This window comes from Halomonas sp. ANAO-440, from assembly GCF_019915905.1.
Classification (GTDB): Bacteria; Pseudomonadota; Gammaproteobacteria; order Pseudomonadales; family Halomonadaceae; genus Halomonas; species Halomonas chromatireducens.
This window is the reverse complement of the sequence record NZ_JAHXBV010000002.1, coordinates 225982-246669: the sequence shown is the minus strand read 5'-3', so window position 1 is coordinate 246669 and position 20688 is coordinate 225982. Positions and strand designations below refer to the sequence as shown.

Sequence of the window (20688 nt, the reverse complement as noted above, 5' to 3'; positions counted from 1 at the left end):
TCAACATAGAGTCGCATCATGTCCGATATCCCCGCCTCCCGACCGGTTCGCCGCGCCCTCATCAGTGTTTCCGACAAGAGTGGCATCGTCGACTTCGCTCGGGGCCTGAGTGCACAAGGGGTCGAACTGCTCTCTACCGGCGGCACATTCCGCCTGCTTGCCGAAAGCGGTATCGCCGTGACGGAAGTCTCTGAGCACACCGGCTTTCCCGAGATCATGGATGGCCGGGTCAAGACGCTACACCCCAAGATCCATGGCGGCATCCTCGGCCGCCGCGGCCAGGACGATGCGGTCATGGCCGAACATGACATCGCCCCGATCGATATGGTTGTCGTGAATCTCTACCCCTTCGCCCAGACCGTGGCCAAGTCGGACTGCAGCCTGGATGATGCCATCGAGAACATCGATATCGGTGGCCCCACCATGGTACGTGCCTGTGCCAAGAACCATGCCCACACCACCATCGTGGTGGATGCCGGCGACTACGAGCGCGTGCTGGCCGAAATGAACGCACAGCAGGGCTGCGTATCCGGCGCCACCCGCTTCGACCTGGCCGTCAAGGCCTTCGAGCACACCGCTGGCTACGATGCCGCCATCGCCGACTACCTGGGCAGCCGGGTCCCCGGCAGCGAGGATGGCTTCCCGCGCACCTACAATCTGCAGTTCCACAAGAAGCAGTCCATGCGCTATGGCGAAAACCCGCACCAGAGCGCTGCCTTCTACGTGGAAGCCGATGCCCGCGAAGCCAGCGTAGCAACGGCCACTCAGCTGCAGGGCAAGGCGCTCTCCTTCAACAACGTGGCCGACACCGATTCCGCCTTCGAGTGCGTCAAGGCGTTCACCGAGACCGCCTGCGTGATCGTCAAGCACGCCAACCCCTGCGGCGTGGCGGTGGGCGCCAGCGCCAGCGAAGCCTATGACAAGGCCTTTGCCACCGACCCCACCAGCGCCTTCGGCGGCATCATCGCCTTCAACGTGCCACTGGACGCCGACACCGCCCGCGCCATCATCGACCGCCAGTTCGTCGAGGTAATCATCGCCCCAGGGGTTGAACAGGACGCTCTGGCCATCGTCGCCGAGAAGCAGAACGTGCGCCTGCTCGACGTCGGCGACAGCTGGCCCGGCAAGCGCGAGTACGCTCACGACTTCAAGCGCGTGACGGGGGGACTGCTGGTCCAGGACAGGGACCTGGGCATGGTCGGACGCGACGAGCTGACAGTGGTCAGCGACCGGGTGCCCAGCGAGCAGGAGATGCGCGACCTGGCCTTTGCCTGGAAGGTGGCCAAGTACGTCAAGTCCAATGCGATCGTCTACGCCAAGGCCGGCAAGACCATTGGCGTGGGCGCCGGCCAGATGAGCCGCGTCTACTCGGCCAGGATCGCCGGCATCAAGGCCGCAGACGAAGGGCTGGCGGTACCCGGCTCGGTCATGGCGAGCGATGCCTTCTTCCCGTTCCGGGACGGTATCGATGCCGCCGCTGCGGCCGGTATCACGGCGGTGATCCAGCCCGGCGGCTCGATGCGCGACCAGGAAGTGATCGACGCCGCCAATGAGGCGGGGATTGCCATGGTATTTACCGGCATGCGCCATTTTAAGCACTGAGCCTGCGGCGAGAAGCGGCAGGCTCATAGCGAGCACCGCCAACCCATCGTAATACAAGAAGCCCCCATCGACCTGAACTGCCCCCAAGTTGGACGGGCAGTCAGATTGATGGGGGCTTCGCTTGTTTGGCGGGTCACCGGTGCCTAACGTCGCGGCTATCCCGGCGACAGGACTTCGCGGAGGCGCTGTGAACCCTTCCCTGGGCGCTACTTTTTCCTTCCCTGGAAAAAGACCTCCGCTACGACCTGTCCCCGGCGCCGCTCATGTCAGTGGCCACCCGTACCATCTTGCTGCCTGGCAAAAGGGACGAACGCCGCTGTTGCTTAGCCAAGATCGATGCAGAGGTACTTGGTCTCGAGAAACTCCTCCAGCCCCTGATGGCCGCCCTCGCGACCGAGCCCGGACGCCTTGACCCCGCCGAAGGGTGCGGTGGGGTTGGAGATCAGGCCGGTGTTGATGCCGACCATGCCGTACTCCAGCGCATCGGCCACACGCCATACCCGACCCAGGTCTCGCGAATAGAAATAGGATGCCAGTCCATACTCAGTGTCATTGGCCATCCGCACGGCATCCTCTTCATCATCGAAGGGAAAGACCGCGGCAAGCGGGCCAAAGGTTTCCTCGTGGGCTACCTTCATTTTAGCTGTGGCAAAGCTGATCAGGGTCGGGGTGAAGAAATTACCTCCCAGCGGGTGCGGATTTCCCCCCAACAACAGTTGAGCGCCATGGTCCACCGCGTCATGCACGTGCTCACTTACCTTGTCCACGGCCTTGCTATCGATCAGCGGCCCGATATTGACGCCCGCATCGATGCCATCACCCACCTTGAGCTCGCTGTTCATGGCGACTGCCAGCTTTTCGCAGAAGGCATTGACCACACTGGACTGCACCAGGAAACGGTTGGTGCAGACACAAGTCTGGCCGGCATTGCGGAACTTGGCGGCCATGGCACCTTCCACGGCGGCATCCAGGTCCGCATCCTCGAAGACGATGAAAGGGGCATTGCCGCCCAGTTCCAGCGATATCTTCTGGATGTGCTGTGATGCCTGCGCCATCAGTTGACGCCCCACTTCGGTGGAGCCTGTGAAGGTGATCTTGCGCACGCTGGGAGACTCGGTCATTGCCGCCGCAATTTCGCTTGCCCGTCCGGGCACCACGTTGAACACGCCGCGTGGCACCCCGGCGCGCTCGGCCAGCAGCGCCAGGGCGGTGGCGGAAAACGGGGTCTGGCTGGCCGGCTTGACCACGATGGTACAACCGGCGGCCAACGCCGCACCGGCCTTTCGCGTGATCATGGCCGCGGGGAAATTCCAGGGCGTGATCGCGCCCACCACCCCCACAGCCTGCTTGGTCACCACGATACGCTGGTTGGTCTTGGCGGCGGGAATGGTTTCGCCGTAGATGCGTCGGGCCTCTTCGGCGAACCAGCGCAGGAAACTCGCGGCATAGGCTATCTCGCCGGCGGCCTCCTTGAGCGGCTTGCCCTGCTCATGGGTCATGATCATGGCCAGATCGTCCTGATGCTCCAGCATCAGGTCATGCCACTTCATGAGGATATCGGCCCGCTCCTGGGCGGTAAGTCCTTTCCATCCGGGGAGCGCTGCTTCTGCAGCAGCGATCGCACGCTCGGTCTCGACACGCCCCAGGCGCGGCACGTTACCGAAGGACTCTCCGGTAGCGGGGTTGACGACATCGATCTGTTCGCCGCTGTCGGCGGCGACCCAACTGCCATCGATGTAGGCAAAGGGGCAGTAAAGCTGCGTTTCCTTCAAGGCTTCCATGATCGTCTCTCCCGGCCGATAAGCGGCCAATTGTACAAGTTAAACGCGGCTTGGCAGGGCGTCCTCAGTCCAGCGCCTCAGCGCCCTGTTCCGGCACCATGTGCTGCTCGACCCCTTCCTCAAGCGGGGGCTGAACCATGGCAGTCAGTATGGCAAGTATCAGCACCAGCGCGATGGCGATCCAGCAGAAAGGGCGTCCAATGTAGCGCTCGGGGTTGCGGCGGATCTGACGCAGCCCCATGACGCCAAAGATGGCGGCGGCGATATTCACCGGGGGCATGCTGCCTGCGAGCAACAGCGAGATGATTGCCGTGACGATGGACGCCATGGCCCAGGGGGAATAGTGTCGGCGCGATGAGGATGGGGACATTTTGTCTCTGTGCAACGAGTCTTCACTCCCTGTGAGTCCGGAAATAATCCCTCTACATGCTACGCGTTCAGCCCCCGCGCACCAAATCGAGGATAATGATGCGAAGAAAGGTCGAATCACTCAGGGGGAAAATCAGCGCGGGCGACGGGGTTCTCGGCTTGCCGACAGCGTGACCGACACCGAATCGGCAAAGCGCAGCGCATGAGGCTTGTCGATCTCGACCTGTGCAGTGAGAACGGCCTCATGGGACATGATCAAGTCGAGGACCTCACGGGTCATTCGTTCCAGCAACAGAAACCGGTTCTCCTCGACCAGGGCAATGACCGCCTTGGTAATGGTGCGGTAATTCAACGCCTGCTCAATATGATTGAACGCCACGGCATTGTCCGCACGATAGCGGATCACCGCATTGATCAGCACATCCTGGCGTTTCTGTATCTCGTCGTCCTTGATCCCGATATAGGTGCGCAAACGCAGGTTCTTGATACGGATGGTCGCAAGATCGTGATCAAGGTGTTGATCATCCAGGGCGTACAGCGTCATGGCGTGGACTCCAGTGGAAGAACAGGTCGCAGCAGAAAGTAATGGATCGCCGTCGATCCGAGACGTCAGCGGCTGTTGACCAGGGTGAGAAACTCCTGTCGCGTCGGCTGGTTTTCACGGAAGGCCCCCAGCATCACCGATGAGGTCATACTCGAATTCTGCTTCTCCACGCCTCGCATCATCATGCAGAGATGCCGCGCTTCGACAACGACGGCTACCCCCCTGGCATCGGTTACCTGTTGCACCGCTTCGGCGATCTGTCGCGTCAGGTTTTCCTGGATCTGCATGCGCCGGGCAAACATGTCGACGATACGCGCAAACTTGGATAGCCCCAGCACCTTGCCATTGGGGAGGTAGGCGATATGGCACTTGCCGATGAAAGGCAGCAGGTGGTGTTCACACATCGAATAGAGCTCAATGTCCTTTACCAGCACCATCTCGTCGGTTTCGGACTCGAACACCGCTCCGTTGATGATGTCCTCAAGCGTCTGGGCATAGCCGCGATTGAGAAACTGCATGGCCTTGGCTGCCCGCTTGGGGGTATCACGCAGCCCCTCTCGCTGCGGGTCCTCACCCAGTTCGAGAATGATCTGGCGATAGTGGTTGGCAAGTTCTTCGATCATGGTCGGCCCCACGCTTACCGATGGTTGGGTGATGGCCTGGCCACCACTTAATGCACAAATGATATACAAAATTTCATCTTTGTATAACTAAAGTTTTCTTGAAACGGTGATTCTATCGCAACCGCGTCCCGATCGCAGGCCAAGAGTCACCCGCGGTACTTCCCTGCGACATTCGCCCACTGCGGCCCCTCGGAGGGCTGTGATAGAATCGCCTCATTCGAATGACTGCCCCATGCGCAGCCGTGTCCATCGAGAGCCCGTTATGATCAAGATCCCGATCCTGGCAGCCGCCGGCCTGGCCCTGCTGATTATGCCCTTTGTCGCTTCTGCCGCCACCCTGACGCTGCCCGCCGATGCAAGCGTCGCCGTTCATGTCATCGACGAACTCACTCTCGATGACGAGACACCACGCCAGGATGACATCCTGCTCAGTCCTGCCGGTGGTGACAGCGCTGCATCCCATGCGCTGCCAGAATACTGTGTACTGGTGGGTAATGCCCGGCTGGATGGCGAACGCGTCCGCATCACCGCCCAGGCCCTTACCTGTATCGAGGCAAAAGGCGAAGAGAGTGAAATTTTCAGTGGCGAGATATCGGCTGCCGCCTACGAAATGGACGGTAGCTACGGCGTGGACGCCTGCGACGACGGCCGCTGCGAGCTGACGCCGGAACACGTCTTCCAGCTCAAGCTCGCCAGCGCGCTCGACATCGAGCAACAGGACAACCCCGCGGCACGTATCAATGAACAGCGCCGCCAGGCCGAAGGCGCCGGCATCGCCAATCCGATCCCGGCCGAACGTCCCGACCCGGATCAGTAAGCCCCTGACGACTAAAGCGAACGCGCCCCCGGAGGGGCGCGTCTGCCTTCTCATGCCTCTCCAGGCGATCCTCAGGCCAGCCAGCGCGGCGACTTTTCCAACAGCAGGCGCTGCTGCTCCAGCATGCGGATATGACCGTCCCAGTAGCCGGCATCGGCCAGCCAGGGAAAGGCCGGCGGGAATGCGGGATCCTCCCAGCGTGCCACCAGCCAGGCGCTATGGCGCATCAGCCGAAAGGTTCTCAGCGGCTCAATCAACGCCAGCTCACGGCGATCGAAGTCTCGGTGCTGCTCGTAGCCCTCCATCACTTCCGACAGCTGCATCTGCCACTCGGCGTCGTGCTCCGCCGTGAGCAGCATCCAGAGGTCCTGAATTGCTGGGGCCATCAGGCAGTCATCGAAGTCCACAAGGGTAAAATCCTCGTCTCGTCCGAGCACATTGCCGATATGACAGTCGCCATGCACGCGGATCGCCTTCTCCCCAGCCCAGGCATGCGGCTGAAGGGCCTCGTGAAGGGCAGTGGTCACCCGCTCATAGGCTCGGCGCTGCTGACGCCCCAGCCAGTGGCTGCCAAGCACCCGCTCCCTCGCTTCCAGGACCATGGTATCGAGATCGAGCGTATTGCGGTGTCGAAATGACGACCGCTCGCCAACGGCATGCAGCGCGCCGATGACCTCACCCATGGCGAACAGGTGCGCGGGGTTTTCCAGCTCGGGTGCCTGCCCCGACACCTGGGGAAAGAGCGTGAAACGAAACCCCTGGTCATGATGCAGCGATTGCCCTGCCGCATCCCGCCAGGGCGCTGATACCGCCACCCCGGCCTCTTCCAGCTCGATCAGGAAGTCGTGCTCTTCCTGGATCTGGGCGTCGCTCCAACGCTCGGGGCGGTAGAACTTGACCACCCAGCGACGGCGCTCGTCGTCATGCACCAGAAACACGCGGTTCTCATAGCTGTTCAGCGCGAAGGGTTCGCCGGGCAGCCACAGGCCCAGGGACTCCACCGCCGCCACGATTCGTGACGGTTCAAGTCGGGCAAAGGGGTGCGTCGACGCCATGCTGCCTCCGATGTTCCAGTAAGGGACCACTAACGGAGTAGCATGCTACCAGAGTTGCGAAAATGGCGTACGCGCCACTGCCCAGGCCTCCACCTCTGCGGCCCCGGCGCGGCGGCATGCCTGGGCCAGGGCATCCAGCGTCGCCCCGGTGGTCATGACATCGTCCAGCAGCGCCACTCTCCCGGATAACGAGCCGATGACGTCGAAGCCATCCTTCAGGTTGCGCCGGCGCTCGCTGCGGTCGAGCCCCCGCTGGGAGGGGGTATCCTCCAGGCGCCTGGCCGACCGCAGCGGAACGCCGAGGCGCGGGGCCAGTCGCCGGGCCAGCCACTCGGCCTGGTTGAAACCCCGCTGCCGGGCCCGGTTCGGATGCAGCGGCACGGCGAGCAGTGCATCGGGGCGCGGGATGTCGGCCAGCCGGGTTTCGAGGATCGCCACCAGCACGCTGCCCGCTCGCGGCGAGGCCTGGAACTTGAAGCGCTGCATGAGGGACGCCACCTCGTCCTGGTAGCGCAGCGGCACCCAGGCCCGGCCGAAGCTCGGGGGCTGCTCTAGGCAACGCCCGCAGAGCCGCCCCGCCAGCGAACCGGCGGGCTGCGGTTCGGCGCAGCGCGGGCAGGCCGGGAGGTTCCAGGGCAACGCCTCGAAGCAGGGCTGGCACCAGGGCTGCCCGGCCTTGCCGGGCGCCAGGCAGAAGGCGCAACGCCCGGGCAGCACGCGCCTCAGGCCACCGTCCAGCCCCGACAGCACCAGCCGGGGCCAGTGCGTCCAGCCATACCCGGTGCCAGGCGCCTGCCGCTTCGCCGTCGCCTTGCTCGCCATCTTCTCCATCGCGTTCCCCACCCATTCTCGGCTTAGTCAACACTGGAGCAGCCAAGGGTTGACAGCGATGAGCCCCTACGCAATCCTACTGTCAACCATACTTACTCAACCGGTTGACCAACAGCGAGTCTGATCATGTCCTCAGCGCCTAATCCTCCCAGCCCCTCCGAGCAGACCCTAGCCGGAAATCCCGAGGTCCGCCACGACTGGTCCCTGGCCGAAATCGAGGCGCTGTTTGCCCTGCCCTTCAACGACCTGCTGTTTCGGGCGCAACAGGTACACCGCGCCCATTTCGACCCCAACGCCGTGCAGGTCTCCACCCTGCTGTCGATCAAGACCGGCGCCTGCCCCGAGGACTGCAAGTACTGCCCCCAGTCGGGACATTACAATACCGACCTCGACAAGGAAAAACTGCTGGAAATCGAGAAGGTGGTGGAACAGGCCAGAGCGGCACGCGACGCCGGAGCGAGCCGCTTCTGCATGGGGGCCGCCTGGCGCAGCCCCCGGGAGAAGGACCTCGAGGTGGTAATGGAGATGGTCAGCCGGGTCAAGTCGCTGGGGCTCGAGACCTGCATGACCCTCGGCATGGTGGACAGCGACCAGGCCAAGCGCCTGGCCGGCGCCGGGCTCGACTACTATAACCACAACCTCGATACCTCCCCGGAGTACTATGGCGAGATCATCACCACGCGTACCTACGGCGACCGGCTGGAGACGCTGGCGAGCGTGCGGGAAGCGGGCATGAAGGTCTGTTCCGGGGGGATACTGGGCATGGGCGAGGCGCCCCGTGACCGGGCGGCCCTGCTGCAGCAGTTGGTCCGCCTGGAGCCGCACCCTGAGTCGGTGCCCATCAACATGCTGGTCAAGGTACCCGGCACGCCGCTGGAGGATGTCGAGGACCTCGATCCCATCGTCTTCATCCGCGCCATCGCCGTGGCCCGCATCCTGATGCCGAGGAGCCACGTGCGACTCTCCGCCGGGCGCGAGCAGATGAGCGAGTCCACCCAGGCCCTGGCCTTCCTGGCCGGCGCCAACTCCATCTTCTACGGCGAGCGGCTGCTGACCACCGCCAACCCCCAGGCGGAGCGCGACCGCGCCCTTTTCGACAAGCTCGGCCTGCACCCGGAGCGTCGCGAGACCTGCACGGACGACTCACGCCAGCAGGAAACCCTGGAAGCGGCCATGGCCCTCAAGACGGGCCAGTCCAGGGCCGATGCCCTCGCCTACGACGCCACGCTGGCCTGAGGCGCGCCGTGATCCAGCAGTCCCCCTGGTCCAGGCGGCTCGCTGCCCGAGCACAGGAGCGCAGGCTCCAGGGGCTCTGGCGCCAGCGAGATACGCACGGGCCTGACAGCGGCATGCATGACTTCGCCGGCAACGACTATCTCGGCCTGGCCCGCGACCCTCGCCTGGCCCAGGCCCAGGCCGAAGGCGCCAGGCGCTTCGGTGCCGGTGCCGGCGCCTCGCACCTGGTCAGCGGCCACCTCGATGTCCATGAGGCCCTGGAGCAGCGACTGGCCGAGCTTACCGGCCGGCCACGGGCGCTGCTCTTCTCCACCGGCTACATGGCCAACCTGGGCACCTTGCAGGCGCTCTGCGATGGCAATACCCAGCTCTTCCAGGACCGTCTCAATCACGCCTCGCTGCTCGATGGCGCGCGCCTTGCCGGTGCCCGGTCGCGACGCTTCCACCACCGAGACCTGGATGACCTTGACCGCCTTCTTGCACGGCTGCCGTCCGACACCCTCAAGCTGGTGATCAGCGACGGGGTCTTCAGCATGGATGGCGACGTGGCCGATATCGAGGGCCTGGCCGTCGTCAGCGCCCGACACGATGCCTGGCTGATGATCGATGACGCCCATGGCCTGGGTGTCCTCGGCGACCGCGGGGAAGGGTGTGCAGGACGAGCCCAGGATGCCGCGGGGGTGCCGATCCTGGTCGGCACCCTGGGCAAGGCCCTGGGCACCGCCGGTGCCTTCGTCGCCGGCAGCCATGAACTGATCGACCACCTGATCCAGTTCGCTCGTCCCTATGTCTATACCACCGCCCAGCCCCCTGGAGTGGCCGCCGCCACCCTGAAGGCGCTGGACATTCTCGCTGCCGAACCCGAACGACGCGCCCGGCTGCTGAGCCTGGTACGCTATTTTCGCCATGAGGCCGAGCGGCTCGGGCTGCCCCTTGCCCACTCCGACACGCCGATCCAGCCCCTGCTGCTGGGCGAGAGCCTTCGCACCCTGCGCTGGGCCGCCGCGCTGCGGGAAGCCGGCTTTCTCGTCGGCGCCATTCGACCGCCCACCGTACCGCAAGGCCAGGCGCGCCTGCGTATCACCCTCAGTGCGCGACATACCCACGACACCCTCGATGCCCTGCTGGAAGCCCTGGCCGGCCTTCAACAGACGGAGCGTGCAGCATGACGAAACTGGTACTGCTCTCCGGCTGGGGCATCGATGCCCGGATCTGGCAGCCTCTTGCCCCCTACTGGCCCGATGATGTCGAGGTGACGACACCCGACTGGCCGGGCTATGCCGGTCAGGCGCTCGATGAAATGCTGGCCCCCGATGACCTGGCCGGCCTTGGTCGCCGGATGGCGGCGGCGCTTCCTGCCGATGCAATCTGGGTCGGCTGGTCGCTGGGCGGGTTGCTTGCCTGCGCTCTGCTTGCGCACCTGTCTGCACCACGCACCCTGGTCATGCTGGGAACCGGCCCCCGATTCTGCAACATGGAGGGTGTCACTCCGCAGGAACTGGGCACCTTCCGAAGAGCCTTCGCACGCAGCCCGGAAGCGACCTGGCAGCACTTCCTGCGCTGGCAGCTTCAGGGCGAACCCGACCCACGCACAGCCCGCCGACGGCTGCTGGACCTTATCGGCAGAAAGCCCAGCGCATCCCACTCGACGCTGGCCACGGGACTCACCCAACTGGCCACGCTCGATGTTGCCCCTATACTGGCCGCCCCCCCTTGCAGCGTACTGCGCATGGCAGGTCAGCAGGACCCCCTGCTCTCGCCCGCTTCGCGACACGCCGCCGACGTCACACTCAGCGCAACAGGACACTGTCCGATGCTCACCCGTCCAGACCTGCTGGCAGACCATCTGGTAGATATCGCCCAGAACGCTGGCAATGGCCGGAACGAAACCGCCGGCAGCAGGGAGGAAATGTCATGACGGTGGCCGCTCACGTCGTCATCACCCCTGTCGAAGCCGACACTTGGCGCAGCCGGGTGGCTCACGCATTCTCCCGCGCCGCTTCCCGCTATGCCATCCTGGCCGGAGCGCAGCTATCCATGGGCGAGACGCTCTGGCGCCATCTGCCCTCGCGTGCTGCAGCCATCCTCGACCTCGGCTGCGGCCCAGGGCACTGGAGCGCGCGCCTGGCCTCTCGCTACGGGCAGAATGCCCGGGTAACCGGCCTCGACCTGGCCCCCGGCATGCTCGCAAAGGCTCGCGACGACCATGGCGAGTGCATTCGGTGGCTCCAGGCCGATGCCGGCGCGCTGCCGCTGGACAATGCGACGCAGGACCTCGTCTTCTCCAACCTGGCCATTCAGTGGTGCCCCGACCTGGATGTCGTGCTGTCGGAAATTCAACGCGTACTGCGCCCAGGCGGCCGCGCTCTGATCAACACCCTGGGGCCGGGCACCCTGGGCGAAGTGGCCCATGCCTGGTCCTCCTCCGCCCTGCTCGGCTTCCGCTCCCGCGAGCACCACCTGATCGCTGCGCAACTGGCGGGCTTCGACGGCGTCCGGCTGGAGGAGAAAGTCGAGCGGTTCTTCTATCCGGACCTGGCCGCGGTAACGGCATCCATCAAGGGCGTCGGGGCTCAGACTGCTCGCCCCGACGCCTGCCTCACCCGAGCCGACCTGGCCCGAGCCCAGCGCCGCTACGAGTCCCTGCGCGAGCCCCGGGGCCTGCCGGTGAGCTACACGCGCCTGACGCTGATTCTCGACAGGAAATGAGCACAATGCCTGCCTATTTCGTCACCGGAACCGACACCGACGCCGGCAAGACGCTGGCCACCGCCGGCCTGCTGGCCCTGGCTCGTCGCCAGGGCCTCACCACCCTGGGGCTGAAGCCCGTCGCCTCGGGCTGCCGGCGCACCTCAGCAGGGCTGCGCAACGACGATGCCCTTGCCCTGCAGTCGCGCAGCGAGCCAGCCGTGCCCTATGCCGTCGTCAACCCCTTCGCCTTCGCGCCCGCCATCGCCCCTCACCTGGCGGCAAGGCGGGACGGCCGCGTCGTCACCCTGACGGCCCTGGAAAGCCATGTCGAGCCGCTGCTGGAGGGCCTCCAGGAGCTGATCCTGATCGAAGGTGCCGGTGGGTGGCGGGTTCCGCTGAACGACAGCGAGGACCTCTCGGGACTGGCCCTGCGCCTCGAGCTACCGGTGATCCTCGTCGTCGGCCTGAAGCTTGGCTGCATCAGCCATGCGCGACTGACAGCGGAGGCGATCCAAGCCGATGGCCTGCGCCTCGCCGGCTGGATAGGCAACCTGCTCGACGCCAACTTTGCCACCGATACGACCCTCTATGAAGAGAGCCTGGACACCCTCGAGCGCACCCTCCCCGGGCCCTGTCTCGGCATACTGCCACGCCTGGACGCCGTCGATGAGCAGATACGCCCCGAGTCCGCCGCCACCTGCCTCGTGCTGCCCGATGACGATTGACTTGCCGGCGGGCGTCCGTACAATGTGGACGCCTGCCCAACCCTGCGGATGTGGTGGAATTGGTAGACACGCCAGATTTAGGTTCTGGTGCCTTCGGGCGTGGGAGTTCAAGTCTCCCCATCCGCACCATTTCAATACATTGATTTCCTTCATTTCTTTTTGCTTTGCACTGCGAGGCAAGCATTTCGCGTGCCTGGTAGCCTGGCACCGTACCGCCCTGAACCCGCGCCCCTGCCCTCACTCCCTTCCTGTCCGTCGCCACCCAACGGAGGCTATTTGATGTCCCACGTCTGGCACCCCTATGCCCATCTAAAGACACAGTCGCCGGCGCCAAGGGTAATCGGCGGCGAAGGACCTCGTTTCACTCTGGAGAGCGGGGAACGGCTGCTCGACGCCACCTGCTCCTGGTGGTGCATGATCCATGGCTACGGTCACCCCCGCCTGGTGGCGGCGATACGCGAACAGGCGGGCGAGCTGTGCCATGTCATGCTCGGCGGGCTGAGCCATGAGCCAGCCGATCGGCTGGCCGGGGAGCTCGTTCGCGTCACCCCCGAGGGTCTCAACCATGTCTTCTTCTCGGACAGCGGCTCGGTGGGCATGGAAGTGGCCATGAAGATGGCGGTGCAGTATCACCAGTTGAGAGGCAAGCCCGGCAAGCACCGGCTGCTCTCCCTGATGAAGGCCTATCACGGCGACACGGCGGGCTGCATGGCGGTCTGCGACCCCGAGGAGGGCATGCACTCACTGTTCGCCGGCTACCTGCCCCGGCACCACTTCGCCCCTGCCCCCACGGCACCCTTCGACGCCGACCCGGCCTCGGTCCAGGCCGATCTCGACCGCCTCGAAGCGGTGCTGGAGCGTCATCATCAGGAGATTGCGGCCCTGCTGATGGAGCCGCTGCTGCAGGCGGCGGGTGGCCTCAACATGACCTCCCCCCACTATCTCGTTGGCGCGCAGGCGCTATGCGAGGCGTACGACGTGCTGCTGGTGTTCGACGAGGTGGCGACCGGCTTCGGCCGCACGGGCACACTGTTCGCCGCCGACCACGCCGGTATTACGCCGGACATCATGGTGCTCTCCAAGGGGCTGACCGGCGGCTACCTGGGCCATGCCGCGACGCTGGCCACGGACCGGGTGCATGACGCCTTCATCGGCGACAGCCCCGATCATGCTTTCATGCACGGCCCCACCTTCATGGGCAATCCGCTGGCCTGCCGGGTCGCGCTGGAGAGTCTCGCCATCTTCGAGGAGGAGCGCTACCTGGACCGGATCGCCGTCCTTCATCGGATCCTGCGCGAGGAGCTGGTGCTGGACACCCGCCTGCGCGCGCACCCCCTGGTTGCCGATGTCCGCGCCCTGGGAGCCACCGCCGTGATCGAAGTCCGGGATCCCGCCTCGCTGAAAGGCGTCGCGGAGTACGCCCGCCGCCAGGGCGTCTGGCTGCGACCCTTCGGACGCTGGCTCTATACCATGCCGGCCTATATCACCTCGGAAGAGGACATGCGCCATATCACCGCCGTGATGAAAGCCTGGTTCACCTGATGCACAAGCGCCGCACTCCTCACGGAGCGCGGCGCTTGTGTGATGCCTGGCCTGAAGAGACTGCCGGCTGTCAGGCCATGGCGGGCTGGGCGTAGGAGATCGGCGACAGCTCGCGCTCGTTCTCGAAGGTCACGATCTCATAGCAGTCGGGCTGAGCGAGCAGGGCACGGCAGAGCTGGTTGTTCAGCGCATGGCCCGACTTGATGCCGCGGAACTCACCGATAAGGCTATAGCCCAGCAGGTAGAGATCACCGATGGCATCAAGCACCTTGTGCTTGACGAACTCATCCTCGTAGCGCAGGCCACCCTCGTTGACGATGCGATAGTCGTCGACCACGATAGCGTTGTCGAGGCTTCCGCCCAGCGCCAGATTGTTCGCCCGCAGGTACTCTAGATCACGCATGAAGCCAAAGGTACGTGCCCGGGATACCTCCTTGACGAAGGAGGTGGTGGAGAAATCCACCACGGCAGTCTGCTTCTGGTCTTCGAAGACCGGGTGATCGAACTCGATGGCAAACGACACCTTGAAACCCTGATGGGGCAGGAAGCGCGCTTCCTTGCCCTCCTCCTGCACCAGCACTTCACGCTTGATGCGAATAAACTGCTTTGGCGCTTCCTGCTCGGCGATGCCCGCCGACTGGATCAGGAAAACAAAGGGGCCGGCACTGCCATCCATGATCGGGACTTCGGGAGCGCTAACATCCACGTAGGCATTATCAATGCCCAGACCCGCCAGGGCCGACATCAGATGCTCAACCGTGGCGACCTTGACGCCGTCCCGTGACAACGCGGTACACAGCGTCGTATCGGTAACCAGCGAGGCGCTAGCCGGAACCTGAACCTCCGGGTCGAGGTCGGTGCGCACGAACACGATACCGGTATTCACCGGTGCCGGGCGCAGCGTCAGATAGACCTTCTTGCCGGAATGGAGTCCGACGCCGGTGGCGCGGATGCTGTTTTGCAGGGTGCGTTGTCTGATCATGGGCAGTAGCCAGGCAGTTGTTAGTTATCAAACACCGTTCACTATAACACCGAACAAGTGTTTCAACAAAAAAACATCACCTGACCCTGCCAGATCGCGAAGCAAGCCGATCTCAATCGGCCTGACGGCGCAGGAAGGCCGGGATGTCGAGATAGTCATCCAGTTCCTGGGGCGTGCGGCGCTTCTCGGGCTGCGGCTTCGGGGCCTCCTGAGGCTCTGACTTGACCGCTGCACTTTGCTGACGCATGGCCGGCTGAGCGCGCTGACGATATTCGCTGCCCTCGGAGCGCTTGCTACTCTCGCGACCGGCCATTTTCTGCTGACGCCCTTCCAACCCCGCCGCCACGACGGTGACGCGCAGTTCGTCGGTCATGTCCATATCGATCGAGGTACCCACCACGATGGTAGCATCCTGGGAGGCGAACTCCTGGACTGTAGCGCCCACATCGTTGAATTCACCGATGGAGAGATCCGGGCCGGCCGTGATGTTGACCAGGATGCCGCGAGCGCCATGCAGGTCGATATCCTCGAGCAACGGGCTGCGAATCGCCTTCTCGGCGGCCTCGCGGGCGCGATTCTCGCCGGTGGCACCGCCCGTACCCATCATCGCCATCCCCATCTCGGACATGACGGTGCGCACGTCCGCGAAGTCGACGTTGATGATACCGGGGCTGGTGATCAGCTCGGCAATGCCCTGCACCGCCCCCAGCAGCACATCGTTGGCAGCACTGAAGGCCGTCAGCAGGCTGGCGTTCTTGCCCAGCACCGACAGCAGCTTCTCGTTGGGGATGGTGATCAGGGAGTCGACATGCTCGGAGAGCTCCTTCATGCCCTCCTCGGCAACCCGCATGCGCTTGGGGCCTTCGAACGGGAAGGGGCGCGTCACCACGGCCACGGTGAGAATCCCCAGTTCCTTTGCCACCTGAGCAACCACCGGCGCACCGCCGGTGCCGGTGCCGCCACCCATGCCGGCCGTAATGAAGACCATATCGGCACCACGGATCAAGTCGGCGATGCGCTCCCGATCCTCCATGGCGGCCTGACGGCCGACCTCGGGATTGGCACCCGCGCCCAGGCCCTTGGTGATCTCGCCACCGAGCTGGAGCACGGTTTTCGCCGACACCCGCTTGAGCGCCTGGGCGTCAGTATTGGCGCAGATGAATTCCACACCTTCGATATTGCTTTCGACCATGTGGTTGACGGCATTACCACCACCACCGCCCACGCCGACTACCTTGATGACCGCACTGCTCGAGGGTGCGCTATCTACCAGTTCGAACATAAGCCCCGTCTCCTGGACCGCGCCGCGGCCCTAATCAGAAATTTCCTTTCAACCAGCCCTTGATTCTTGCCAGCGCCGGAATCCCTTCCATTACTCCACGCCGGGAGACGTCATCACGCCCAGGCTGTGCCGCGACCAATTTGCCTTCGCGCCCCCGCCCGTTCCGCACCTCCTGAAGGGCGTAATGTAACAAACCAACGCCCGTCGAATAAATCGGGTTGCGAACCACATCCGCCAGGCCTCGCACGTTCAGGGGGCAGGCAATGCGTACCGGCATATGGAATATCTCCTCGGCCAGCTCTACCACGCCCTCCATCCGCGACGTTCCGCCCGTCAATACCACGCCAGCCGCCACCAGATCCTCAAAGCCACTGCGGCGCAGCTCGTCACGAATCAGTGTGAACAGCTCCTCGTAGCGTGGCTCGACCACCTCTGCCAACGCCTGGCGGGAAAGATCCCTTGCCGGACGGTCGCCGACACTGGGCACCTTGATCATTTCGTCGCTGGAGGCCAGCTGCGTCAAGGCACAGGCGTACTTGACCTTGATTTCCTCAGCGTACTGGGTCGGCGTTCTCAGCGCCATGGCAATGTCGTTGGTAACCTGGTCGCCGGCAATGGGTATCACCGCCGTATGGCGTATGGCGCCCTCGGTGAAGACGGCGATATCGGTGGTGCCACCGCCGATGTCCACCATGCAGACGCCGAGTTCCCGCTCATCCTCGGTAAGCACCGCCATGCTGGAGGCGAGCTGTTCGAGAATGATGGCATCCACCTCCAGCCCACAGCGACGAACGCACTTGTCGATATTCTGAACCGCGTTGAGTGCCGCGGTCACCAAATGGACGCGCGCCTCGAGTCGAACACCGGACATGCCCAGCGGCTCGCGAATACCACCCTGGGTGTCGATGGAAAATTCCTGGGGCAATACGTGCAGGACTCGCTGCCCTTCCGATATTGCCCTTGCCCTTGCCGAATCAATAACGCGGTCGATATCGGTCGACATGACTTCGCGATCTTTTATCGCGACCACGCCATCGGAATTCATCGAGCTGATATGACTGCCGGCGACCCCCACATAGACCGAATGGATATCGCAGCCGGCCATCAATTCGGCCTCTTCCACGGCACGCTGAATTGACTGCACCGTAGATTCGATATTGATCACGACGCCCTTCTTCATGCCCCGAGAGGGATGAGAGCCGATGCCTGCGATCTCGATACCGCCATCATCGGTTGGCTGTCCGACAATCGCCACCACCTTGGATGTTCCGATATCCAGTCCGACTACCATGCTAGATGAATTGGAAGTGACTGCCATGCGCCGGGGTATCTCCTAAAACTTGACCCGCTGAGAATTCCACTATTCTGTTTTAAATGGTCATTGCGCCCATTATAGGAACAACTAGCGTTAAACCACCAGTCCAATACGTAAAACTGCGCTCACGATACGGGTTATTTCTCGCAAAAGGAACACCGGTTTCGTTCGAATCCTGTAGCCAAGCATTCAAAAAAGGCCTCAACCTGCATCATCACTTTCCGCTGCCTCGATATCCGTTTCACCGTGCCATGCCACTGCAACACCATTGGGATAACGCAGGTCGATATAGCGTATATGCTCGGCCTGCTGACCCAACTGCCGCTGCCAGGCGGCTCCCAGACGGGCCAGGCGTGCTTCACGATCGCTGCGACCCAGCATGACCCAGACCCCATCGTCGAGCTGCAGTCGCCAGGCGCCGCGTGGCTCGAGCCTGAGCTGGCTGATGTTAAGTCCCAGCGCGTCGAAGCGCGGAACCAGCCGGTCATGATACGCCAGCACTTCAGCCCCGCTGCCGACGGGACCCGCGAGGTCGGGCAGGCCGGAAGGAGGAACCACCGGCGCAAAGGCGAAGGGCTCGCCCTCCGGGTTGAGCAGGTAGTCGTCGTTCCAGCGGGCCACCGGCACCTGCTCGACCAGCTCGAAGGCCAGCGCATAGGGCCACTCTCGAGCCACACGGACCTCCGCCAGCCAATCCACCGCCCTTGCTCGCCGGCGCAGTGCCGGAAGGTCCGCCGATAGCCAGGTCTCCCCCTGAACCAGGGGCGCCAGCTGCGAGCGCAGGTAATCGGCGTTGACATGGCTGAGGTCGCCACGAATTGAAACCCGCTCGATCGGACGGTCGAGCCAGGTCCAGAGCGCGCGGCCGCCGGCCCCTAGCAGAATCAGCAACAACAGCAATCCGGTCAGCGAGCCGCGCTTGTTCATGTTCGCCCGTTCGTCAGCGTAGCAGCCAGGATCCGACACACCAGGGTATCGAAATCGATGCCAGCGTGGGCCGCCGCCTGCGGCACCAGGCTGTGGTCGGTCATGCCCGGCGAAGTGTTGACCTCGATCAGCCAGAAGCGTCCGTCTGCATCGCGCATGACATCGACCCGCCCCCAGCCTTCCCCGCCTATGGCATCGAAGGCCTGGCGACAGAGCTCACCCAGCTCAGCCTCCTCATGGGCGGCCAGTCCGCAGGGCAGATGATAGAGCGTGTCGTTGGAAATGTACTTGGCGTCATAGTCGTAAAAGCCGCCGGGCACCTCGACGCGAATGGCCGGGAGTACCGTCTCATTCAGCAACGAGACCGTATACTCCTCTCCGGCGATAAAGCGCTCGGCCATTACCCGTGCGTCGTAGCGGGCGGCATCCCGGTAGGCGGCCACCAGGGCCTCTCGGCTGTCAACGATTCCAATACCCAGCGTCGACCCTTCATGGACAGGCTTGACGATCAGCGGCAGGCCCAGCCGTGCGATCACATCGTCCCAGTCGGCGTCCGGCTCGAGCATCAGCGACTCCGGCGTCGGCAGGCCCACCGACTGCCAGACCTGCTTGGTCAACCGCTTGTCCATGCCCAGGGCAGAGGCCAGCACGCCGCTGCCGGTATAGGGAATGCCCAGCAGTTCCAGCGCGCCCTGGAGCGTGCCATCCTCGCCGCCACGACCATGCAAGGCAATGAAGACGCGATCGGGAGCCAGCGCCTCGAGCCCGACCAGCCCGCCATCCGCGGGATCGTAACCGATGACATCGACGCCGCTTCGCTCCAGAGCCCCCAGCACCGCCGCGCCGCTCCTGAGCGACACCTCCCGCTCGGCGGACTCTCCACCGTAGAGCACCGCCACACGCCCAAAATCGCTTACCGAGATCATAGCGACACCTCATCGAGCTTGAGCCCACTCGTTGCCAGGCCCAGGGCGATGCCGCCCACGTCCCCGGCCCCCTGGGTGATCAGGATATCCCCGGGGCGGAGCACCCGCGCCAGCAGCTCGGGCAGCTCCGACTTGTGCTGCACGAAGATCGGGTCGAGGCCCCCTCGCTGACGAAGCGATCCCGCCAGTGTTCGACCATCGGCCCCGGGAATCGGGGCTTCTCCAGCACTGTAGACATCCAGCAGCAGCAGCGTGTCGACACCACTGAGCACCTTGACGAAATCCTCGTACAGATCACGGGTGCGGGTATAACGGTGGGGCTGGTAGACCATTACCAGGCGGCGCTTGGGCCAACCTGCGCGAACCGCACGTATGACCATCTCCACTTCCCGCGGATGGTGCCCATAGTCATCCACCAGCATGACCTCTCCCTCACCGCAGGGCGGGGCAAAGTGGCCATGAACCTGGAAGCGACGCCCCACGCCGGCAAAGCCGGCCAGCCCCCGCAGGATGGCGCCGTCATCGACGCCGGCATCGGTGGCCACCACAATGGCAGCCAGGGCATTGAGCGCATTGTGACGACCCGGCATCGCCAGGCGAACCGCCAACGGGGCCAGTCCATCGGGGCGCAGTGCCGTGAAACGCACCTCGCCACCCTCCTGAGCGAAGTCGACGATACGGTAGTCGGCCTCCTCGCTGAAGCCATAGGTGACAAACTGGCGGTGGACCCGATCAAGCATCCCGCGCACATGCTCATCGTCGATACACAGGATGGCCAGCCCATAGAAGGGCAGGTTGTGCAGGAATTCGATGAACGTGCTCTTCAGACGCTCGAAGTCGCCACCATAGGTACTCATATGGTCAGCATCGATATTGGTGACGATCGACACCATCGGCTGAAGATGAAGAAATGAGGCATCGGATTCGTCTGCCTCGGCCACCAGATAGTCCCCCTCCCCCAGTCGGGCATTGGTTCCGGCGCTGGTCAGCCGTCCGCCGATTACGAAGGTCGGGTCCAGCCCTCCTTCGCCAAGCAGCGTTGCCGTGAGGCTGGTGGTCGTGGTCTTGCCATGGGTCCCGGCAACCGCGATGCCGTGTCGAAAGCGCATCAGCTCGGCCAGCATCTCGGCACGCCGTACCACGGGAAGACGGTGCTCATGGGCCCACAGGATCTCGGGGTTGGACTCGTCCACCGCGGTGGAGACCACCACCACGTCGGCGCTCATCACGTTCTCGGCGGCGTGACCAATGGCGACCTGGATGCCCAGCTCCCGCAGCCTTTCCACCACCGGCGAGGCCTTGAGATCGCTGCCGCTGACCTGGTAGCCCTGGTTGGCAAGCACTTCGGCAATGCCGCACATGCCGGCACCACCAATGCCCACGAAATGGATGCGTCGGATACGGCGCATGCCAAGGCCTCGCCCATGGCGTGGCAGCGTT

The 20688-nt window shown here is 64.0% G+C and carries 20 protein-coding genes and 1 tRNA gene; 9 read left to right on the top strand and 12 right to left on the bottom strand.

From position 1 onward, the window contains the following. The first annotated feature begins 18 nt into the window (after positions 1-18). Entirely contained in the window at positions 19-1602 is a 1584-nt protein-coding gene (gene purH / locus KZO25_RS02180; RefSeq protein ID WP_223135674.1) for a bifunctional phosphoribosylaminoimidazolecarboxamide formyltransferase/IMP cyclohydrolase, read from the top strand. A gap of 323 nt (positions 1603-1925) precedes the next feature. Here the strand turns inward: purH and KZO25_RS02175 are convergent, their stop codons facing one another. From KZO25_RS02175 to folE, 4 genes are all read right to left on the bottom strand, one after another. Beyond that, positions 1926-3383, bottom strand: coding sequence for an NAD-dependent succinate-semialdehyde dehydrogenase (locus KZO25_RS02175; RefSeq protein WP_223135673.1), 1458 nt, complete (start codon positions 3381-3383; stop codon positions 1926-1928). Between the two features lie 64 nt (positions 3384-3447). Beyond that, a complete protein-coding gene (locus KZO25_RS02170; protein WP_066446340.1) occupies positions 3448-3753 on the bottom strand; it encodes a DUF4190 domain-containing protein in 306 nt (101 codons plus the stop codon). A 132-nt stretch (positions 3754-3885) separates the two neighbouring features. Then, positions 3886-4296, bottom strand: a complete 411-nt coding sequence (folX, locus tag KZO25_RS02165) for a dihydroneopterin triphosphate 2'-epimerase (RefSeq protein ID WP_066446338.1) — start codon at positions 4294-4296, stop codon at positions 3886-3888. Between the two features lie 65 nt (positions 4297-4361). Continuing rightward, positions 4362-4919 (bottom strand): GTP cyclohydrolase I FolE, encoded by a 558-nt coding sequence (gene folE, locus KZO25_RS02160; RefSeq protein ID WP_066446337.1) that lies wholly within the window; start codon positions 4917-4919, stop codon positions 4362-4364. Positions 4920-5181: 262 nt separating this feature from the next. Here folE and KZO25_RS02155 point away from each other — a divergent pair, with 262 nt between their 5' ends. Beyond that, positions 5182-5736, top strand: a complete 555-nt coding sequence (locus tag KZO25_RS02155) for a hypothetical protein (RefSeq protein ID WP_223135672.1) — start codon at positions 5182-5184, stop codon at positions 5734-5736. Positions 5737-5807: 71 nt separating this feature from the next. Here KZO25_RS02155 and KZO25_RS02150 read toward each other — a convergent pair whose 3' ends face one another. Both KZO25_RS02150 and KZO25_RS02145 read right to left on the bottom strand, forming a co-directional pair. Further along, on the bottom strand, positions 5808-6791 hold the full coding sequence (locus tag KZO25_RS02150; protein WP_223135671.1) for a serine/threonine protein kinase: 984 nt from the start codon (positions 6789-6791) through the stop codon (positions 5808-5810). A gap of 45 nt (positions 6792-6836) precedes the next feature. Next, on the bottom strand, positions 6837-7622 hold the full coding sequence (locus KZO25_RS02145) for a ComF family protein (protein WP_262488790.1): 786 nt from the start codon (positions 7620-7622) through the stop codon (positions 6837-6839). A gap of 126 nt (positions 7623-7748) precedes the next feature. Between KZO25_RS02145 and bioB the strand changes: the two genes are divergently transcribed. From bioB to bioA, 7 genes are all read left to right on the top strand, one after another. Further along, the gene (bioB, locus tag KZO25_RS02140) at positions 7749-8858 is read left to right on the top strand and encodes a biotin synthase BioB (RefSeq protein WP_066446329.1); all 1110 of its coding nucleotides are present in this window, start codon (positions 7749-7751) and stop codon (positions 8856-8858) included. A 113-nt stretch (positions 8859-8971) separates the two neighbouring features. Further along, positions 8972-10027 carry an 8-amino-7-oxononanoate synthase gene (gene bioF / locus KZO25_RS02135; protein WP_223135670.1) on the top strand — a complete coding sequence of 352 codons (1056 nt, stop codon included), beginning with the start codon at positions 8972-8974 and terminating at the stop codon, positions 10025-10027. Further along, positions 10024-10776, top strand: a complete 753-nt coding sequence (locus KZO25_RS02130; protein ID WP_223135669.1) for an alpha/beta fold hydrolase — start codon at positions 10024-10026, stop codon at positions 10774-10776. The genes bioF and KZO25_RS02130 overlap by 4 nt, the downstream gene beginning before the upstream one ends. Next, positions 10773-11567, top strand: coding sequence for a methyltransferase domain-containing protein (locus KZO25_RS02125; RefSeq protein ID WP_066444691.1), 795 nt, complete (start codon positions 10773-10775; stop codon positions 11565-11567). Before KZO25_RS02130 ends, KZO25_RS02125 begins: the two co-directional genes overlap by 4 nt. 5 nt (positions 11568-11572) lie before the next feature. After that, positions 11573-12274: a dethiobiotin synthase gene (gene bioD / locus KZO25_RS02120; RefSeq protein ID WP_223135668.1), complete on the top strand. Its 702-nt coding sequence runs from the start codon at positions 11573-11575 to the stop codon at positions 12272-12274. Between the two features lie 44 nt (positions 12275-12318). Continuing rightward, positions 12319-12403, top strand: a tRNA-Leu gene (locus KZO25_RS02115). 147 nt (positions 12404-12550) lie between these two features. Beyond that, complete coding sequence (gene bioA, locus KZO25_RS02110) at positions 12551-13816, top strand: adenosylmethionine--8-amino-7-oxononanoate transaminase (RefSeq protein ID WP_223135667.1); 1266 nt, start codon at positions 12551-12553, stop codon at positions 13814-13816. Positions 13817-13886: 70 nt separating this feature from the next. Here the strand turns inward: bioA and lpxC are convergent, their stop codons facing one another. The 6 genes from lpxC to murC form a co-directional block, all read right to left on the bottom strand. Continuing rightward, positions 13887-14798 (bottom strand): UDP-3-O-acyl-N-acetylglucosamine deacetylase, encoded by a 912-nt coding sequence (gene lpxC, locus KZO25_RS02105; RefSeq protein ID WP_066444683.1) that lies wholly within the window; start codon positions 14796-14798, stop codon positions 13887-13889. Positions 14799-14910: 112 nt separating this feature from the next. Then, complete coding sequence (gene ftsZ, locus KZO25_RS02100) at positions 14911-16080, bottom strand: cell division protein FtsZ (RefSeq protein ID WP_066444681.1); 1170 nt, start codon at positions 16078-16080, stop codon at positions 14911-14913. A 34-nt stretch (positions 16081-16114) separates the two neighbouring features. Then, positions 16115-17398, bottom strand: coding sequence for a cell division protein FtsA (gene ftsA, locus KZO25_RS02095; protein ID WP_066444670.1), 1284 nt, complete (start codon positions 17396-17398; stop codon positions 16115-16117). Between the two features lie 198 nt (positions 17399-17596). Beyond that, entirely contained in the window at positions 17597-18322 is a 726-nt protein-coding gene (locus KZO25_RS02090; RefSeq protein WP_066444666.1) for a cell division protein FtsQ/DivIB, read from the bottom strand. Then, positions 18319-19248, bottom strand: a complete 930-nt coding sequence (locus KZO25_RS02085) for a D-alanine--D-alanine ligase (RefSeq protein ID WP_223135666.1) — start codon at positions 19246-19248, stop codon at positions 18319-18321. Before KZO25_RS02085 ends, KZO25_RS02090 begins: the two co-directional genes overlap by 4 nt. Further along, the gene (murC, locus tag KZO25_RS02080; RefSeq protein ID WP_223135822.1) at positions 19245-20657 is read right to left on the bottom strand and encodes a UDP-N-acetylmuramate--L-alanine ligase; all 1413 of its coding nucleotides are present in this window, start codon (positions 20655-20657) and stop codon (positions 19245-19247) included. Before murC ends, KZO25_RS02085 begins: the two co-directional genes overlap by 4 nt. Positions 20658-20688: the final 31 nt, after the last annotated feature.

Excerpts from the sequence above, each read along its gene's own strand:
- purH (WP_223135674.1), top strand. The coding sequence starts at position 19 with ATGTCCGATATCCCCGCCTCCCGACCGGTTCGCCGCGCCCTCATCAGT.
- KZO25_RS02145 (WP_262488790.1), bottom strand. The coding sequence starts at position 7,622 with ATGGAGAAGATGGCGAGCAAGGCGACGGCGAAGCGGCAGGCGCCTGGC.
- folX (WP_066446338.1), bottom strand. The coding sequence starts at position 4,296 with ATGACGCTGTACGCCCTGGATGATCAACACCTTGATCACGATCTTGCG.
- lpxC (WP_066444683.1), bottom strand. The coding sequence starts at position 14,798 with ATGATCAGACAACGCACCCTGCAAAACAGCATCCGCGCCACCGGCGTC.
- folE (WP_066446337.1), bottom strand. The coding sequence starts at position 4,919 with ATGATCGAAGAACTTGCCAACCACTATCGCCAGATCATTCTCGAACTG.
- ftsZ (WP_066444681.1), bottom strand. The coding sequence starts at position 16,080 with ATGTTCGAACTGGTAGATAGCGCACCCTCGAGCAGTGCGGTCATCAAG.
- KZO25_RS02090 (WP_066444666.1), bottom strand. The coding sequence starts at position 18,322 with ATGAACAAGCGCGGCTCGCTGACCGGATTGCTGTTGTTGCTGATTCTG.
- KZO25_RS02085 (WP_223135666.1), bottom strand. The coding sequence starts at position 19,248 with ATGATCTCGGTAAGCGATTTTGGGCGTGTGGCGGTGCTCTACGGTGGA.
- KZO25_RS02155 (WP_223135672.1), top strand. The coding sequence starts at position 5,182 with ATGATCAAGATCCCGATCCTGGCAGCCGCCGGCCTGGCCCTGCTGATT.
- KZO25_RS02125 (WP_066444691.1), top strand. The coding sequence starts at position 10,773 with ATGACGGTGGCCGCTCACGTCGTCATCACCCCTGTCGAAGCCGACACT.
- ftsA (WP_066444670.1), bottom strand. The coding sequence starts at position 17,398 with ATGGCAGTCACTTCCAATTCATCTAGCATGGTAGTCGGACTGGATATC.
- KZO25_RS02130 (WP_223135669.1), top strand. The coding sequence starts at position 10,024 with ATGACGAAACTGGTACTGCTCTCCGGCTGGGGCATCGATGCCCGGATC.
- KZO25_RS02175 (WP_223135673.1), bottom strand. The coding sequence starts at position 3,383 with ATGGAAGCCTTGAAGGAAACGCAGCTTTACTGCCCCTTTGCCTACATC.
- KZO25_RS02170 (WP_066446340.1), bottom strand. The coding sequence starts at position 3,753 with ATGTCCCCATCCTCATCGCGCCGACACTATTCCCCCTGGGCCATGGCG.
- bioF (WP_223135670.1), top strand. The coding sequence starts at position 8,972 with ATGCATGACTTCGCCGGCAACGACTATCTCGGCCTGGCCCGCGACCCT.
- KZO25_RS02150 (WP_223135671.1), bottom strand. The coding sequence starts at position 6,791 with ATGGCGTCGACGCACCCCTTTGCCCGACTTGAACCGTCACGAATCGTG.
- bioB (WP_066446329.1), top strand. The coding sequence starts at position 7,749 with ATGTCCTCAGCGCCTAATCCTCCCAGCCCCTCCGAGCAGACCCTAGCC.
- bioD (WP_223135668.1), top strand. The coding sequence starts at position 11,573 with ATGCCTGCCTATTTCGTCACCGGAACCGACACCGACGCCGGCAAGACG.
- murC (WP_223135822.1), bottom strand. The coding sequence starts at position 20,657 with ATGCGCCGTATCCGACGCATCCATTTCGTGGGCATTGGTGGTGCCGGC.